General features: G+C 57.8%; 12 protein-coding genes. 5 read left to right on the top strand and 7 right to left on the bottom strand.

The genetic code is table 11. From position 1 onward, the window contains the following. Window positions 1–10 precede the first annotated feature (10 nt). The 3 genes from GQF00_RS06000 to GQF00_RS05990 form a co-directional block, all read right to left on the bottom strand. Entirely contained in the window at window positions 11–1,246 is a 1,236-nt protein-coding gene (locus GQF00_RS06000) for a glycosyltransferase (RefSeq protein WP_161318251.1), read from the bottom strand. 111 nt (window positions 1,247–1,357) lie between these two features. Then, the gene (nadC, locus tag GQF00_RS05995; RefSeq protein WP_161318250.1) at window positions 1,358–2,200 is read right to left on the bottom strand and encodes a carboxylating nicotinate-nucleotide diphosphorylase; all 843 of its coding nucleotides are present in this window, start codon (window positions 2,198–2,200) and stop codon (window positions 1,358–1,360) included. 387 nt (window positions 2,201–2,587) lie between these two features. Then, complete coding sequence (locus GQF00_RS05990; RefSeq protein ID WP_161318249.1) at window positions 2,588–3,919, bottom strand: sodium:alanine symporter family protein; 1,332 nt, start codon at window positions 3,917–3,919, stop codon at window positions 2,588–2,590. Between the two features lie 198 nt (window positions 3,920–4,117). Between GQF00_RS05990 and GQF00_RS05985 the strand changes: the two genes are divergently transcribed. The 5 genes from GQF00_RS05985 (at window position 4,118) to aceF (ending at window position 12,541) form a co-directional block, all read left to right on the top strand. Beyond that, a complete protein-coding gene (locus GQF00_RS05985; protein ID WP_161318248.1) occupies window positions 4,118–6,346 on the top strand; it encodes a DUF1631 domain-containing protein in 2,229 nt (742 codons plus the stop codon). 48 nt (window positions 6,347–6,394) lie between these two features. Continuing rightward, window positions 6,395–6,961, top strand: a complete 567-nt coding sequence (gene ampD / locus GQF00_RS05980) for a 1,6-anhydro-N-acetylmuramyl-L-alanine amidase AmpD (protein ID WP_161318247.1) — start codon at window positions 6,395–6,397, stop codon at window positions 6,959–6,961. After that, window positions 6,958–7,791: a hypothetical protein gene (locus GQF00_RS05975; RefSeq protein ID WP_161318246.1), complete on the top strand. Its 834-nt coding sequence runs from the start codon at window positions 6,958–6,960 to the stop codon at window positions 7,789–7,791. The genes ampD and GQF00_RS05975 overlap by 4 nt, the downstream gene beginning before the upstream one ends. Before the next feature lie 406 nt (window positions 7,792–8,197). Next, complete coding sequence (gene aceE, locus GQF00_RS05970) at window positions 8,198–10,870, top strand: pyruvate dehydrogenase (acetyl-transferring), homodimeric type (RefSeq protein ID WP_161318245.1); 2,673 nt, start codon at window positions 8,198–8,200, stop codon at window positions 10,868–10,870. A gap of 36 nt (window positions 10,871–10,906) precedes the next feature. Further along, complete coding sequence (gene aceF, locus GQF00_RS05965) at window positions 10,907–12,541, top strand: dihydrolipoyllysine-residue acetyltransferase (protein ID WP_161318244.1); 1,635 nt, start codon at window positions 10,907–10,909, stop codon at window positions 12,539–12,541. A 163-nt stretch (window positions 12,542–12,704) separates the two neighbouring features. Here the strand turns inward: aceF and GQF00_RS05960 are convergent, their stop codons facing one another. From GQF00_RS05960 to GQF00_RS05945, 4 genes are all read right to left on the bottom strand, one after another. Next, window positions 12,705–13,037: a Spy/CpxP family protein refolding chaperone gene (locus tag GQF00_RS05960; RefSeq protein ID WP_161318243.1), complete on the bottom strand. Its 333-nt coding sequence runs from the start codon at window positions 13,035–13,037 to the stop codon at window positions 12,705–12,707. A 354-nt stretch (window positions 13,038–13,391) separates the two neighbouring features. Then, window positions 13,392–14,063, bottom strand: coding sequence for a response regulator (locus GQF00_RS05955; RefSeq protein ID WP_161318242.1), 672 nt, complete (start codon window positions 14,061–14,063; stop codon window positions 13,392–13,394). Further along, window positions 14,060–15,412, bottom strand: a complete 1,353-nt coding sequence (locus GQF00_RS05950) for an ATP-binding protein (RefSeq protein ID WP_161318241.1) — start codon at window positions 15,410–15,412, stop codon at window positions 14,060–14,062. The genes GQF00_RS05955 and GQF00_RS05950 overlap by 4 nt, the downstream gene beginning before the upstream one ends. 182 nt (window positions 15,413–15,594) lie before the next feature. Continuing rightward, window positions 15,595–16,152, bottom strand: a complete 558-nt coding sequence (locus GQF00_RS05945; RefSeq protein ID WP_161318240.1) for a cob(I)yrinic acid a,c-diamide adenosyltransferase — start codon at window positions 16,150–16,152, stop codon at window positions 15,595–15,597. Window positions 16,153–16,270: the final 118 nt, after the last annotated feature.

Below are 16,270 nucleotides of genomic sequence, written 5' to 3'. Positions count from 1 at the left end.
GCGTTAGAATTCAGGGTTTATTATTGTGTTTCTCTAAACTTGCCAGAATTTTCAGATAAGTATTCCTGGATGCATCCCATGAAAAATTATCCATTGCATGTGCTTTTAGATTGGTAATCTCTTCTTCGGATGTGTTCCTCGCCAGTTTTCTGATGATTTTTGTCGCGATTTCATTTCGGTTTTTGGGAGAAGCAATGCAGGTTTGTCTGTGTTCGGCGGGTATTACATCCGCTATTGCTGGCACATCCCCGATTAGAACGGGGCACTTGAAGCTCATGGCTTCCAGGGTTACCAGCCCTAAGCCTTCCACATCTCCATTCTCCGCTTCAATGAAAGGTGCGCAGAATAGGCTCGCAGTCTGGTAGTAGCTGGGAAGTTCGGTTTGAGGCAGGGCGCCCATAAAATTGATTTTTTCTGCAACAGAAAGGTTGTCCGCCAGCGCCTCCAGTGCGCTTCTCTCAGGGCCATCACCGATAACCCTCAGGGTAAAGTCAGGCACTTTTTCCAGAATCTGGGGGATGGCTTCGATTAGGTATTTGAGCCCTTTTTTTTCAACCAGGCGGCCAACGAAAAGCACTTCGCTGGGGGTTCTTTTTGGCAGGGTTCCTTTTTTCGGCTCAGGGAACTCAAACCCCATTGGCGCAATGTACGTGGCGTTCTCATGGGCTCCGAGTTCCGATGCTGCCAATTTCATCGGCGTGCTTACTACGCTGATCGCGTCCGCGATTTGCAGGGTTTTTCTCTTTATCCAGGTTCCAGCGCTGCCTTTAAGGCTGAAAAGGTCTGCTCCGTGAGAGGTGATGAGAACAGGTGGGAGCTTTAGGAACAGGCTTAATAGCCATAACACAAGGCCTTGGGGAATGATCCAGTGACAGTGGATAGCTATCGGAGCTTGCTTTTTGATTTCTTTACGGGTGCGAATCGCCATTGCAACGAGAAAGGGAAGCACCAAGACCCACTTCCATTTGTGCTGGCGCAGATTGGTCAGTATCCCCCCTCCGTATACCAGCGTCTCGAGATGTCTTGGGGCATACCTGAACCGTTTGATCTTTATTGAGTCCAGGGTTTCTTCTGGCTTTGCTCCCGGTGCGATGGAGGTGACTACGGTGATGTCATAATGATCGCTGAGTTGCTGATTGAGCTTGTGTACAAAATTTGGCTCATGGTCATTTTCCCATCTGGGATAGGTTGACGCCAGGACGAGGAGCTTTGGTTTATTGTTGGCTTTTTTTGTTTTGTAATTCATCGCTCGCAACCCACAGTGGAGCAATCCTGTCAGTATTTTGACGCTTGTGAAAAGTGATCCGTAGACCCAGAAATTGGTCAGACAGTTTCACATATATTGGTCGTCGCTGGCTTATTTTGTCAGACGAAGTGACAGATCCGTGGCAGTAACATGTTTGGTCAGCGCACCAGAGGACAGAAACCACTCTCGGTCAGAGGGAAGGGCGTGTGCATTTTCAATAGTCAGATTCCCCGAAACCTCAAGTGCTGATCCGACGCCGGTTTTCGCCGCTGCGCTCAGCATATCAGCACTGAAGTTATCCAGCATAATCTGATCAGGGTTGAGCCCAGCCGCTTCCTGTAGCTCCTCCAGCGTTTCCACTTCCACGATAATCTTTTTCTCCGGCGCCAATGCCCGTGCCCGCTCAATGGCCGCAGTGATCCCGCCACAGGCTGCCACATGGTTTTCCTTGATCAGGAAGGCGTCGTACAGGCCGATGCGGTGGTTCTGGCAGCCGCCGCAGAGGACGGCGTATTTCTGGCCGGCGCGTAGGCCGGGTAGGGTCTTGCGGGTGTCCAGGATGGTGACGCGGCTGTCTGCTACGGCATCGGCGTAGCGGCGAGCCGTGGTGGCGGTGCCCATGAGGGTTTGCAGGAAGTTCAGGGCGGTGCGCTCGCCGGTGAGGATCTGGCGGGTGTTGCCGCTGAGGGTGCAGAGGGTGGTGTCGGGGGCTAGCCGGTCTCCGTCTTTCACGTGCCACTCCACTTTTACGTCGCCGAGCTGGCGGAATACCTCGTCAGCCCAGGCTGCACCACACATGACGGCGTCTTCGCGGGTAATGATGGTGGCGGTACTGGCGCTGTCAGCGTCGATCAGCTGGGCGGTGATATCGCCGTCGCGGATATCTTCCTCCAGCGCAAAGGCCACGTTCCGGGCGATGTCATCACGGATGTAGTCGGGCAGGGGCTGGCTCATGGGTGTAATCTCTCTGATTCTGTGACGGTGATATCAAAAACGGCCCGCGAGCGGGTGTAACGCTGCTCATTGACGATCAGGGTCACTGTGGGAGCGTGCTTGCACGCGAATGGCGTACTCTGACATAACGGTTTCGCGTGCAAGCACGTTCCCACAAAAATCCAGGATCACGGCTCATGTGCGCAGCATTTCCTGCAAGGTGCCGGGCCGTGAGGATACCAGTGCTTGGGTTGGGTGTTAATTCGCTTTGTCTGCAGACGTGCCCGGTTGGCGGTTGTGGACTTCGTTATCAACTCAGTATCGCCTGCAGGCAGGCTCCTACGGAGCGTGCAACGGGTTTTGCCTTTGGCGTCGGACGTCCGGCTTCAGACGTCCGACCCGCAAGCTCTATTTCCTGGCAAAAAACTCCCGGCTGAGCATGACCACGATGGGAGAGAGCAGCAGCAGGGCGACCAGGTTGGGGATCGCCATCAGGATGTTCATGATATCCGCCAGTGCCCATACGAAGTCCAGGCTCACATACGCGCCCACCGGGATTGCCAGCACCCAGAGGATCCGGAAAGGCACGATGGCCTTTTCGCCAAACAGGAACTGGGTGCAGCGCTCGCTATACAGGCTCCAGCCCAGCAGGGTGGTGAAGGCAAAAATGGCCAGCCCGCACACCACAATGATGTTGCCGAAGTCGCCAAAAGTGGCTGCAAAGGCCATGGAAGAAAGCGGTGCGCCTTCTGCGCCACTGGTCCATACCCCGGTGGAGACGATGGCAAGGCCGGTGATGGAGCAGACGATAATGGTGTCAATAAAGGTGCCCAGCATGGCGATGGAGCCTTGGCGTGCCGGGTGATCGGTGTTGGCTGAGGCGTGGGCGATGGGCGCGCTACCCAGGCCCGCTTCGTTGGAGAAGATGCCACGGGCCACACCAAAACGGATGGCTTCCTTGACCAGCGCGCCGGCAAACCCGCCAGCCGCCGCGGTGCCGGTAAAGGCGCTTTCAAAACACAGTGCCAGAGCGGCAGGGATGGCGCTGGCGTGGTCCACCAGTACGACCAGCCCGGCGAGCAGATAGGCCAGGGCCATGAACGGTACGATCACGGTGGCCACATGGGCGATCCGCTTCATGCCCCCAAGAACCACCATTCCCACCAGCACGGCCAGAATCACACCAGTGACCCAGGTGGGCATGCCAAAGCTGTCGTTGAGGCCGTGGGCAACCGAGTTGGCCTGAACCGTGTTGCCGATGCCAAAGCCGGCAAACATGCCGAAGAAGGCGAAGACGATGGCCATCCAGCCCCAGTTCTTGCCCAGGCCATTGCGGATGTAATACATGGGGCCGCCCACGTACTGGCCGCGATGGTCCTTTTCCCGGTAGTGCACGGCCAGTACGGCTTCGGCGTACTTGGTGGCCATGCCGACCAGGGCGATTAGCCACATCCACACCAGGGCGCCAGGACCGCCAGAATGGATGGCCGTTGCCACACCGACAATATTGCCGGTACCAATGGTGGCCGCCAGGGAGGTGGCGAGGGCTGCGCCTGCGCCGATGGTGCCGACTCCGGTCTGGGGACCGAACATCTGTTTGAAACCAAACCCGAGCTGTCGAATTGGGAGGAAACGTAACACGAGGGTCAGGTATATCCCCGTGCCGGCGATCAAGATCAGTGCCGGCCATCCCCACAGGAATCCACTTATCTGGTTAAGAATCGTAACTGCTGCATCCATGGCGGTCGTCCAATGCCCCGAAAAGCCTTAGGCTAGGTGAAATTGGCAGGCAGGGAAAGCGTACGATGTATCAAACCGGGTGATCACTCTTTGGTATTGATGCCAACTAGTTCAAAATTCGTAGCAGTGCTTGTGTGGTACCGTAAATAATATTAAAACTACCGTCCCATCGATGCGAGCCGTCTCGCCGGGAGTCCCATGTCAAAGGTCACTAAATTGAAGCCTGTTGCCGGGAAAACGGTTGCCAGCGCCCTGCCGCGACCGCTGGAAAGGGTGCGTGACAGCAATCTCAAGTTGGTGTGTGCCTATCTGAGTGACATGCTGGACGGCGCAGACGATGCGCTGTATGACCTGGCCGAGAAAGCATCAGACAGTGAGCGGGAACGCTATTTTGAAGCGATGCGGGAATTGCGTATCCAGCGTGCGGGGCTGGAAACCGGTTTTCGGCAATCGGTCATTAACCTGTTCCAGAGTTTGCAGCAGAAGCCGGAGGTTGAGAGTGCCCAACCAGAGAAGCTGGATCTGGATTCACTGACACTGGTAAACGAGGATGAGCTGGAGACGTCGGTTGCCCTCGATAACATGGCCCGTCGCGCCCGAAATGGCTGTGATGAGCAGTTGAAAGTTCTCTCCCATCGCATGGAATACTTGCTGGAAGGCAAGGTGGCCCTGACGGAAAAGAATAACCCTCTGGAACCGCGCCAGCTGGTGTCCGCATTCAATGAGGGGCTGGAAAAGCTTGCCATTGATATCAAGGCGCGCCTGATCGTGCTCAAGTTGTTTGAGCGTGAAGTGATGGCGGAAACCGGTTATCTGGTCAGCGAAGCCAACAAACTCTTGATCGAGGCGGGTGTGTTGCCGGAAATGAAATCGGCGCCCATCGCCCCTGCGCGGAAGCCCGGGAATCGCCCGATTACCGGCTCGACCACAGATGCCTCCACCGGCAACGGCGGAGGGCAGCTGAATGACCAGATGTTTGGCGTTTTGCAGGAATTGCTGGTCACCATGCGCGGCATGCAGGGCGGCACAGCACCCGTAGGGGGCCAGCAGGCCAATGCGGCCGTGAATGCAGCCATGGCGGTGATGCAGAACGGCGTGCCCTACATGAATGGCGCTCCAGTTGCCAACACGGCATCGGTCAATCAGGTGAGTTCCGATGACCTGTTAGGCATGCTCAATCGCCTGCAGCGAGTTGAGCGCAGCCTGGAACGTGACGCTGGTGAGAAGGCGAGCCTTAAAGAAGACCTTTCAGAATTGCTGGATACCGAGCATGGAGAGGCGATCCATGCCCTGGATCAGGCTGATGACGATGTGATCAACCTTGTTTCCATGCTGTTTGACTTCATTCTTGATGATGACGGCTTGCCTTCAGAGATCAAGGCGCTGATCGGGCGCCTGCAGATCCCTCTGCTCAAGGTGGCGATTACCGACAAGACGTTTTTCAATAATGACAACCATGAGGCCCGGCAATTACTGAATACGCTGGCGAAAGCCGGGTGTCAGTGGGATCCGCAGCTGGGTATCCAGGATGAGCTGTATCAGCGAATTAATCAGGCGGTGCATCGGATCATTGATGATTTCGAAGACGACGCCAGCCTCTTTCAGGACCTTCTGCAGGAGTTCGAGCAGTACTTTGCCAGCCAGACTTCGCGTTCTGACCGTGTGGAGCAGCGAGTCCGGGAAGCTGAAGAAGGAAAGGTGCGCGCCGAACAGGCCCGGCAGGCAGTGATGGCGGTGCTCGATCAGCGCCTGGCCGGTCGCAAGCTGCCCGATGTGGTGGTGCGTCTTCTGCGAGAAGGTTGGCAGCAGGCGTTGTACCTGACCTGGCTCAAGGAAGGGGATGACAGTCCTGCCTGGCAGCAGCAGGTCAAGGTGGTCGATGCGGTAGTCTGGAGTGCCCTTGAACACCGTGATCAGGCAGCACTGGAAAAGCTCCAGGCGCTGAGCCCGAAGCTTCTCAAGACACTCAACAATGGTTTGCAACAGATCAGCCATGATGAAGGTGAAACGCGCCAGTTGCTGATCAATCTGCGCGAGGTGCACCAGCAGCTGCTCAAGGGATTGAAGACCGAACGGGTGGAAGTGGCTGCCGAGAGCGCGGAGAAAGAAACGTTACAGGCAGACCCGGATTTGCCGGAAGATCATTTTTTGGTGCGCAAAACCGCCCAGTTAGCCCCGGGGCAATGGGTTGAACTACTGGATGGCGAGGAGCCCCGGCGCGCCAAGCTGGCGGCGAATATTCGCGGTGGCGTCAAACTTGTCTTTACCAATCGTCGAGGCATCAAGATTGCTGAATTTTCCGCTTACAGCCTTGCCGTTGCCCTTCACAAGGGGGCTGTTAAACTGATTGAAGAAGGGGCCCTGTTCGATCGGGCTCTGGAAGCCGTGATTGGCGACCTGCGGCGTATGCAGGCGGGCTCGCACTGATGATGTCCTGAGCCCTGCCTACGCCTTGAGCCTGCAAGGAGTGCACGGGTGCTTACCCTCTCAGATCATCGGGTGAAACAGGCGCAATGGTGCCCTTCACCGAACCACAATGACCGCCCCGACCCTGACGATATTTCCCTGCTGGTCATTCATAACATCAGCCTTCCGCCGGGCCAGTTTGGCGGTCCTTATATTGAAGACCTGTTCAGTAATCGTCTGGACCCGCAGCGTGATCCGTATTTTCGTGAGATTCACCAACTCACGGTTTCCTCGCATTTTCTGATTCGACGCGATGGCCTGCTGATGCAGTTTGTCGACTGTGACAAACGTGCCTGGCATGCCGGGGTATCGGCTTTTGAGGGGCGGGAAAACTGTAATGACTATGCCATCGGAATTGAGCTGGAGGGCACGGATCAGCTGCCCTTCGAATGTGCCCAATACCGTACCCTGGTCGCGCTGACTGCCTTGCTCCAGCGCCACTATCCCGCCATCACCAATGACCGCATTACCGGTCATGAACATATTGCGCCTGGACGCAAGACCGATCCGGGGCCGGCCTTTCAGTGGGGCAGCTACTTCCAGAGCCTGGCGGCATTCAAGGAGAACCTGGCATGACCTTTCTGATGTTGATTCTTGTCCTCGGCCTGCGACGGCTGGAAAGCAGCTGGCCTCACTGGATGATCAATACCCAGCGGCACCAGGCCTGGTTGCAGCGGCTGGCCAGCCGGTTTGGTAATGGTCTGTTGCTGTGGAGTCTGGGCATCGCCGTGCCGGCAGCCGTGCTTTCCATGCTGGAATGCGGGCTGGAGGGATTCTGGGGGCAGTGGCTATGGCTGTTGCTGGGCGGTGCAGTGCTGCTCTGGTTGCTGGGTGCCCATAGTGAATTTCGTCAGGTTGATGAGTTGCTGGTGCGGGGACGAATGAGTGACCCGGATGGCTTTGCTGCTCTGGCGGAGGATGAATTCGGCGTTCAGGGTGATCCGAACGAACCGGCAGTGCAGCAGGCGCTGGCAGAGCAAATTCTGGGCCGGGAACAACGTTTGTTTGTGGCTATTTTCTGGCTGGTGCTGTTGGGGTTGCCAGCGGCGTTTGTGGTGGTGCTCAATGGCGCCTGGGCACAGCGTGCCGAGCGTGAAAATACTCGCTGGGCCACTGTTCTGGATCAGTGGCTCTGCTGGCCAGCCCAGCGTCTGTTGATTTTCAGTATGGCACTGGTAGGGGACTTTGCGGCGGTGCTGGATTGCATGCGTGGGCACTGGTTGGCCCTTCAGGGTGCCGAGAAACATGCTTCCATGGCTGCCAGGGTAGCGATGGATGCCCCGGAGCAGGAGCCAGGTTCTCCTTTCTATCAAGTGATTGCCCCGCTGGAATCCCTGCAGGCATTGTTGCTGCGTTGTATGGCCGTCTGGCTGATTATGGCAGCGCTATGGGTGGTGTTGGGCTGATAACTGCAGCTGCGAGCTCTGCCCGATTGAATGGTGGAGCGACCAAAAGCTCCCCAGGTTTTTCTTGGAACGGAATCGCCTTGCAAATGGGGAGTTCGGTGCCTTGTGAACCTGTCGAGCCTGGTACGGGGTGGTGGAGCCCCCGTCCCCCTTTCGCTATTCGTCTTATGGTACTTGTCCTCCGGCTGGCGCACGCTGTGATGACGGCAAGACATAGTGGCTAAATAACTGTTTCTGATGGTTTCTGTCATTTGACCGGCCGGTCATCATGGCTAGTATGAAGGCAGGTATCCGGCGGCAGCCGGAGAGCAGTGAGGTTCGCCTCACCCGGACACCCCCGGGTATTTTTGCGGTGCGCCAGTGATCCTGACGTATCGCCCGGCTACGCGAAAAAGGACGCACGCCCATGCAGAAAAGAAGTTTTTTCGATGATATGGATCCCGCCGAAACGCGGGAATGGCTGGACGCACTGGAATCAGTGGTCGAACGGGAAGGCCCGGAACGGGCGGCCTGGCTCCTCGATGTCCTTGCCAACGAAGCCCAGGAACAGGGTATTCATCGCACCCATCTCAATACCCCTTACCTCAACACCATCTCCCCGCAAGACGAAGCCTCCATTCCCGGTGATGTATTCATGGAGCGCCGTATCCGTTCCCTGGTGCGCTGGAATGCGCTTGCCATGGTGATGAGAGCCAACATGAACAACGACGACGAGCTCGGTGGCCACATTGCTTCCTTTGCCTCGTCCGCGACGCTTTACGACGTCGGGTTCAACCATTTTTTCCGGGCCCCCAGTGATGAAAACGAAGGGGACCTGGTGTTCTTCCAGGGGCACTCGGCGCCGGGCGTGTATGCCCGGGCCTATCTGGAAGGCCGTATCAGCGAAGAGCAGCTGGACAACTTCCGCCGGGAAGTGGACGGGCAGGGCCTGTCGTCCTACCCGCATCCCTGGCTGATGCCGGATTTCTGGCAATTCCCTACCGTTTCCATGGGGCTGGGGCCGATTCAGGCCATCTACCAGGCCCACATCATGAAGTACCTGCAGAATCGTGAACTGATCCAGAAAGATAACCGCAAGGTCTGGGCCTTTCTCGGTGATGGCGAGATGGACGAGCCGGAATCCCTGGGGGCGCTGGCGCTGGCCGGTCGCGAGAAGCTGGATAACCTGGTGTTCGTGGTTAACTGTAACCTGCAGCGTCTGGATGGCCCGGTGCGCGGCAACGGCAAGATCATTCAGGAACTGGAAGGTGTTTTCCGTGGCGCGGGCTGGAACGTGATCAAGGTGGTCTGGGGGCGCCTGTGGGATCCGCTGCTGGAAAAAGATAATCAGGGTTTGCTGCGTCGTCGCATGGACGAGTGTGTGGATGGTGAATACCAGGCCTACAAGAAGAACGGTGGTGCCTATACCCGTGAGCATTTCTTCGGCGCCTACCCGGAGCTGAAAGAGCTGGTGGCGCACATGTCCGACGAGGACATCTATCGCCTCAACCGGGGCGGTCACGATCCGTTCAAGGTGTATGCCGCCTACCACGAAGCCACGAGGCACACCGGTCGGCCCACCGTGATTCTTGCCAAGACCGTGAAGGGCTACGCCACCGGGGCGGGTGAGGCGGTGAACAAGACCCACCAGATGAAGAAGCTGGATCTGGAAAGTCTCAAGGAATTCCGCGACCGCTTTGATATGCCCTTTACCGATGAGCAGCTCAAGGATGTTCCCTATTACCGTCCTGCATCGGACTCCGCTGAACTGCGGTATATGAACGAGCAACGCAACAAGCTGGGCGGTTTCATGCCGGTGCGTCGCCAGCAGGCGAGTCAGGCGTTGACGATTCCCGGGCTGGATGTGTTTGCCAGTTTTCTGGAAGGCAGTGGTGATCGGGAAATCTCCACCACCATGGCTTTCGTGCGCATGATGAGCGCGCTGATCAAGGACAAACAGATTGGTGAGCGTGTTGTGCCGATTGTGCCCGACGAAGCCCGTACCTTCGGTATGGAAGGCCTGTTCCGTCAGCTGGGCATTTATTCTTCCGGTGGCCAGAAGTACCAGCCGGAAGATGCCGGTCAGGTGATGTATTACCGGGAAGACAAGAAGGGCCGCATTCTTGAAGAGGGCATCAACGAAGCCGGTGCCATGTCCGGCTGGCTGGCCGCCGCCACCAGCTACAGCGTGCACAACTTTGCCCTGATCCCGTTCTACATCTACTACTCCATGTTCGGCTTCCAGCGTATCGGCGATCTGGCCTGGGCCGCCGGGGACAGTCAGGCGCGGGGGTTCCTGCTGGGGGCCACCGCCGGGCGTACCACGCTTAACGGTGAAGGGCTCCAGCACCAGGATGGCCACAGCCATATCCTCTCCGGCACCATTCCCAACTGCGTCAGTTACGACCCGACCTACAGCTATGAGCTGGCGGTGATCCTGCATGATGGTCTCAAGCGCATGTACGAAGACAACGAAAAAGTCTTCTACTACCTGACGCTGATGAACGAAAACTACGTGCATGGCGCCATGCCGGAGGGGGCCGAGGAAGGTATTCGCCGTGGCATGTACCTGCTGCGAGAAGGCAAGCCCAAAACCAAAAAGGCGCACCGGGTTCAGCTGCTTGGCAGTGGCACCATCCTCCGTGAAGTGGAAGCGGCCGCTGAATTGCTGCGGGATGATTTCGGTATTGCCGCGGATGTCTGGAGCGTAACCAGCTTCAATGAACTGCGCCGCGAAGGTATCCGTAAAGATCGCGACGAGTTGCTGCATCCGGATGGCCAGCGTGAACAGAACTGGGTGGAGAAATGCCTGGCTGATCGTGACGGTCCGGTGGTGGCGTCCACGGATTACATGCGCAGTTTTGCCGATCAGATTCGCCCCTGGATCAAGGCGCCGTACACGGTGCTGGGTACGGATGGTTTTGGTCGCAGTGACTCCCGCCAGAAGTTGCGCCACTTCTTTGAAGTAGATCGTCACTTTGTGGTGCTGGCGGCGCTCAATGCGCTGCGCAAGGAAGGCAAGGTGGATGCCGCTAAGGTAAAGCAGGCCATCGAAAAATACGGCATCGACACGGATAAACCCTATCCGGTGATGCATTGATCGCACCTCAATACAGTCTCACAAAAGGAGAATGGTGTGAGTGAGAAGATTCAGGTTCCCGATGTGGGCAGCAGTGATCCTGTTGACGTCATCGAGATCAGTGTAAAAGTCGGCGACACCCTCGCCGCAGAGGATACCATCGTGGTTCTGGAGTCCGATAAGGCCACTGTGGAAGTGCCCGCGCCGAAGGCGGGCAAGGTCACTGCCATCAAGGTAAAGGTGGGTGACCGGGTGAAGGAGGGGGATGACCTTCTGGAAGTGGAGGCGGCATCGGCAGACGCCGATGAGGCGCCTGCCGCGGAAGACAGGAAGCCTGAAGCCAACGCTGACGTTGAAGCGGAAAAAGCCGCGCCTCAGTCTGCGGCGGCTGCATCCGGAGACAGCCGTGGAGCCTCGCGGACGGAAACCGTGATGGTGCCGGATCTGGGGGACATTGAAGGTGCCGAGATTATCGAAGTCAGCGTGGCCCCCGGCGATGTGCTGGAGGCCGAGCAGGTGATTGCGGTGCTTGAATCCGACAAGGCGTCCCTTGAAATTCCGGCCCCCATGGCGGGCACCGTTGAGTCAGTCATCATCAAGGCCGGCGACAAGGTCAGCACCGGCGATGCCCTGTTGACCCTGACCGTGTCTGGTGGCGGTGCGGCTCCTGAAGCTGCTCCCGAGAGTGCACCTGCTCCGGCCAGGCCTGAATCGCCGGCGCCTCAGGCTGACAGGAAGCCTGAGGCAAAAACGACGCCGTCCCCTGCGGCTGTGAGTTCGCCAGGCAAGGCGGTACATGCCGGTCCGGCAGTACGCAAACTGGCCCGGGAAATGGGCGTAGATCTGGCGCACGTCACTGGCACGGGGCCCAAGGATCGCATCCTCAAGGAGGATGTGCATGCCTGGGTGAAACAGCGGCTGGAAGGCCAGCCGGCCCCGGCAGCCGGTGGTGGCGGTTTATCTCTGGACCTGCCGGAGGTCGATTTCAGCCAGTTTGGGGATATCGAACGCGAAGAGCTGAACAAACTGCGCAAGGTATCCGCGCAGAATCTCAGCCGTTCCTGGCTCACCATTCCCCATGTGACCCAGCACGACAATGCCGACATCACCGATCTGGAAGCCTTCCGCAAGCAGCAGAACAAGGTGTTGGAAAGGGAAGGCGTCAAACTCACCATGCTGGCGTTTTTGGTGGCCGCCTGTGCCAAGGCACTGAAGGAATTTCCGCGTTTCAATTGCTCCCTGGAAAACAGCGGGGACGCCCTGATTCACAAGCACTACATCAACATCGGCATTGCGGTAGATACCCCCAATGGCTTGGTGGTGCCGGTGATCAAGGATGCGGACAAGAAAACCCTGAAAGAGATCGCCCTGGAAATGGGTGAGTTGGCGGAGAAAGCGCGTAACCGCAAGCTGACCCCGGCAGACATGAAGGGGGGTACGTTCAGTATCTCGTCACTGGGCGGCATTGGTGGCACGGCGTTTACGCCCATCGTCAATTGGCCGGAAGTGGCCATCCTCGGGGTGAGCCGGTCGGACATGCAGCCGATGTGGGATGGCAGTCAGTTTGTGCCGCGGCTGACATTGCCGTTGAGCCTGTCTTACGATCACCGTGTGATCGACGGTGCCGATGCGGCGCGGTTCACCAGCTATCTGAGCCAGTTGCTGTCAGATATGCGTCGCGTGTTGCTGTAAGTGTCAGCCCAGAATGAAGAAAGCCGGCAAGAGCCGGCTTTCTTCATTCTGGGCGGGTCGGATGACTGGGGTCGGACGACAAACCCGTCACTCCAAACTGACCTTTCAGGCTTTTAGATTTTAGCGTCGGACGTCCGACCTCAGACGTCTGACCGCAACCTGATTACTCGCCGCGCTTTTCCATTTTCTCTTTACGCTTCTCCTTGCGCTCTTCCCAACGCTCTTTGCGCTGTTCTTTCATCTCGGCCATTTTTTCCTGCTGTTCCGGGGTCAGGATGGCGTTGATCTTGCCTTGGGTTTCGTCATGCAGGGCTTTCATTTTTTTGCCCTGCTCTTCGAAGATGGCTTTCATCTGTTCGCTTTGTTCTTCACTCAGATCCAGCTTCTGGCTCATGTGTTCAACCATTCGCTCTCCGCCCTTCTGACCATGGCCAGGCCCGTAAGCGAAGGCGGCGGTTGAAAAGACGGCGAGAAAGATGATGGCGACTTTTTTCATGGTGCTCTCCTTGGGGAAGTCTGCGAGGCTTGCGGCCCCTGTCATTGATGAGACCAGTATCAGAAGAAATAGTGCAAGGAATATGCAGGGAATGTGGAAGAGAAGGAGCAAGCGACAAGCTGCAAGGAAGATCAAAAACGGAAAAGCGCCGGGCGTGAACTGTAGGAGTTCCCTTCCAGGGGACGAACCGTGCGTAGCACGACGGAATTGCCCGAAGGGTAATCAATCACTCTGATCTCCCTTCGCTCGCCTCGCTTCGCGAAGTTCGCATCTCAAGATGTGTTCCTGCAGCTTCTTTGGACAGGGGGTGGATGCCCCTCATCCGGCTATCAAGTTGGCTCTGCTACAGCGGGGCTACGGCGTTTCCAGCCGGTAGCCGACCCCGTACACGCTGCCGATCCAGTCGTGGGCTTCGTCGCTGTGTTCGGTGAGTTTCTTGCGCAGTTTGCGGATGTGGCTGTCGATGGTGCGGTCGGAGACAACCCGGTGGTCCTGGTAGATTTCGTCCATCAGTTGATCCCGAGACCAGATGCGTCCGGGATGCCGGGCCAGGGTTTGCAGCAAGGCGAACTCGATGGCGGTGAGGGGAATCTGCTGCTTGCCAATACGTGCTTCGTAGCGTTCTTCGTCCAGCACCAGAGTGCTTTCCTGCGCAATCGGCTCCGGATTGATGCGGCGCAGCACGGCTTTGACTCTGGCCACCACTTCACGGGGGCTGAACGGTTTGCAGATATAGTCGTCGGCGCCTAGTTCCAGTCCCAGCAGTCGGTCCACTTCGTCCACTTTGGCGGTAATCATCAGGATGGGCAGGGCGCTGTGTTTGCGTATTGTCTTGCACACTTCCATGCCATCGCCGTCCGGCAACATCAGATCCAGCAACATGGCGTCGAAGCGGCCGCTTTGCGCCAGGCCGATGGCGGCTTTGGCGCTCGCGGTTTGCTCGGTTTCAAAGTGAGCATGCTGCAGGTAATCGGCCACCAGCTGAGAGAGGCGGGGTTCGTCTTCGACAATCAGGATACGGCTCATGCGCTCTCTCCAGGCAGGGTCAGGGTGATGCGGACTCCGCCCAGGGGGCTGTGGGCAGCCATCAGGCTGCCGCCATGGGCTTCGGCAATGCGTAGACAGATCGCCAGCCCCAGGCCCGCGCCGCCGGTACCTCGGTTGCGCGAATTTTCCACCCGGTAAAGATGGTCAAACAGCTGCGGCAGGGCATCGTCAGGCACGCCGGGGGCGCTGTCTTCCAGCACCAGTTGCCACTGGCGACCCTGTTGCATGATCTGCAGATGAAGCTGTCCCCCTTGCTGGGTGTATTTGACCGTATTCTGTAACAGGTTATCCAGCAGCTGGCGGATCCTCACCGGGTCGATGAGGGCGCTTGCCTGGGCGGGAAGGTCGGTTTTCAACGTCAGGCGCTGTTGATTGAGAGTGCGCTGGTAGTTGTCCAGCACATCGAGGGTGAGCGACACCAGATCGTAAGGCTGGAACTGGTAGCGGAGGTTGCCACCATCTGCCAGCGCCAGATCATGAAGATCGTCAATAAGGTGGGTCAGCTGGTCCGTTTCGCTTTCCAGCGCCTGGATAGCCGCCAGGTTCAGCGGGCGAACACCGTCCACCAGTGCCTCCAGTTCGCCTTTGAGAATCGCTACGGGGGTGCGTAGTTCATGGGCGATATCGGAAAACCAGCGCTGCCGAGCCTGCTGGCCTTGCTCCAGTCGAGCGGAAAGTTGATCCAGTTGCCGGCTCAGGGTGCCAAGCTCGTCTCTTCTTGGGTCACTCAATCGTGTGCTGTAGTCCCCTTCCTGAAGGGTGTGAGCATGGCGGGTGAGCGCCAGGATCGGGGCGACCAGGTGTCTGGCCAGCAGCCAGGAGACCAGTAAGGACAGGCCAACGCCGACGGCCAGCATCCAGGCCATAAAGCCTTTCTGTCGATCCAGGAAACGGTCTGCCAGCTTGTCGCGGATGGCATCCTGATTGGGGTGGGTCAGGTAGCCCACCGTCTGGCCATCGGCCTCGATCGGGATTTCGGTGCGGAGTTTGGGCGGTGCCGGAGGACCAATCAGTACCGACTTGTCGCGATCCAGCAATTGCAGATGCCGCATTTCTCCCCGCTTGCCGCGCTCTGATTCGCCATCACCGGCCAGACGATAGAGACGTCCCAGCCGGCGCGGATCGTCCAGCAGGAAAGCCCAGCTGCCATTTTGCTGATATAAGGTGCCAAGGTGCTCGGACAGGCGAAAAACCTGCTCCTGCTGGCGTTCATCCAGGTAGGTATCCAGGCTGCGGACAAAGGCCAGATAGTAAAAGCCGCTGGCCGCCAGGGTGAGGATCAGGAAGGTGCCCAGAAAGATCAGGAAGAGTTTGTTGCGGATTCCCATGGCGTCAGGTCAGCGGTTAGGTACCCCAGTGTACCGCGCCACCGGGTGGCTGGGATCCATTTGCACAATGTTTCCATAAACACAGAGTAACGGGTGGCGAGACGCGAGTTTCGAAAGGCAAAAGCTGAAGATATAAACAGGGAGGGTTTTGATTTTCGTAACTCGTAACTCGTAACTTGCCCTTACTGCTTTGGTTGCCACAGCGTTTCCGGGTGTTCATTACGCAGGTTGATCAGGCGAGCCATGATGAACAGCAGGTCAGAGAGGCGGTTGACCAGGGCCAGGCTTACCGGGTTGATGGCATTGTCGTCTTCGCTATGCAGGGCCACCATCTGGCGCTCTACCCGGCGGGCGACGGTGCGACAGTGGTGACACCAGGCGGCAGCAGGGTGACCGCCGGGGAGGACGAATTCCTTCAGGGGTGGCAGTTCGGCATTGAAGGTGTCCGCCTGGGATTCCACTTCTACCAGATCGCTATCATCGATGACCACGCGACCGGGGATCGCCAGCTCACCACCGATATCGAACAACCGTTGCTGAAGCGCGGCCAGCAGGGTGTCCATGTCTTTGTCCAGCCCATGGGTGCGCAGCACACCCAGGGTACCATTCAGCTCATCCAGCTCGCCCAGGGCGACAATGCGTGGATGGCTCTTGCTCACCCGGGAACCATCTGCCAGCCCGGTGTCGCCCTTGTCGCCGGTGCGGGTGATAACGCGGTTGATGCGGGTTTTGTCGGTCATGGGAATCCTTGTGGGGTGGTTTTCTGTAGGAGCTTGCCTGCAAGCGATTGGGGAGCAAGCTACAAGCTACAACACAGACAAACCAGGTTTTGAAACTTCGGAGGTTCTGTCCGCGCAC

The organism is Alcanivorax sp. DP30 (genome assembly GCF_009882945.1).
Taxonomy (GTDB): domain Bacteria; phylum Pseudomonadota; class Gammaproteobacteria; order Pseudomonadales; family Alcanivoracaceae; genus Alcanivorax.
Note: the sequence above shows the minus strand (reverse complement) of the source record. Positions and strands in the feature narration are given on the sequence as shown.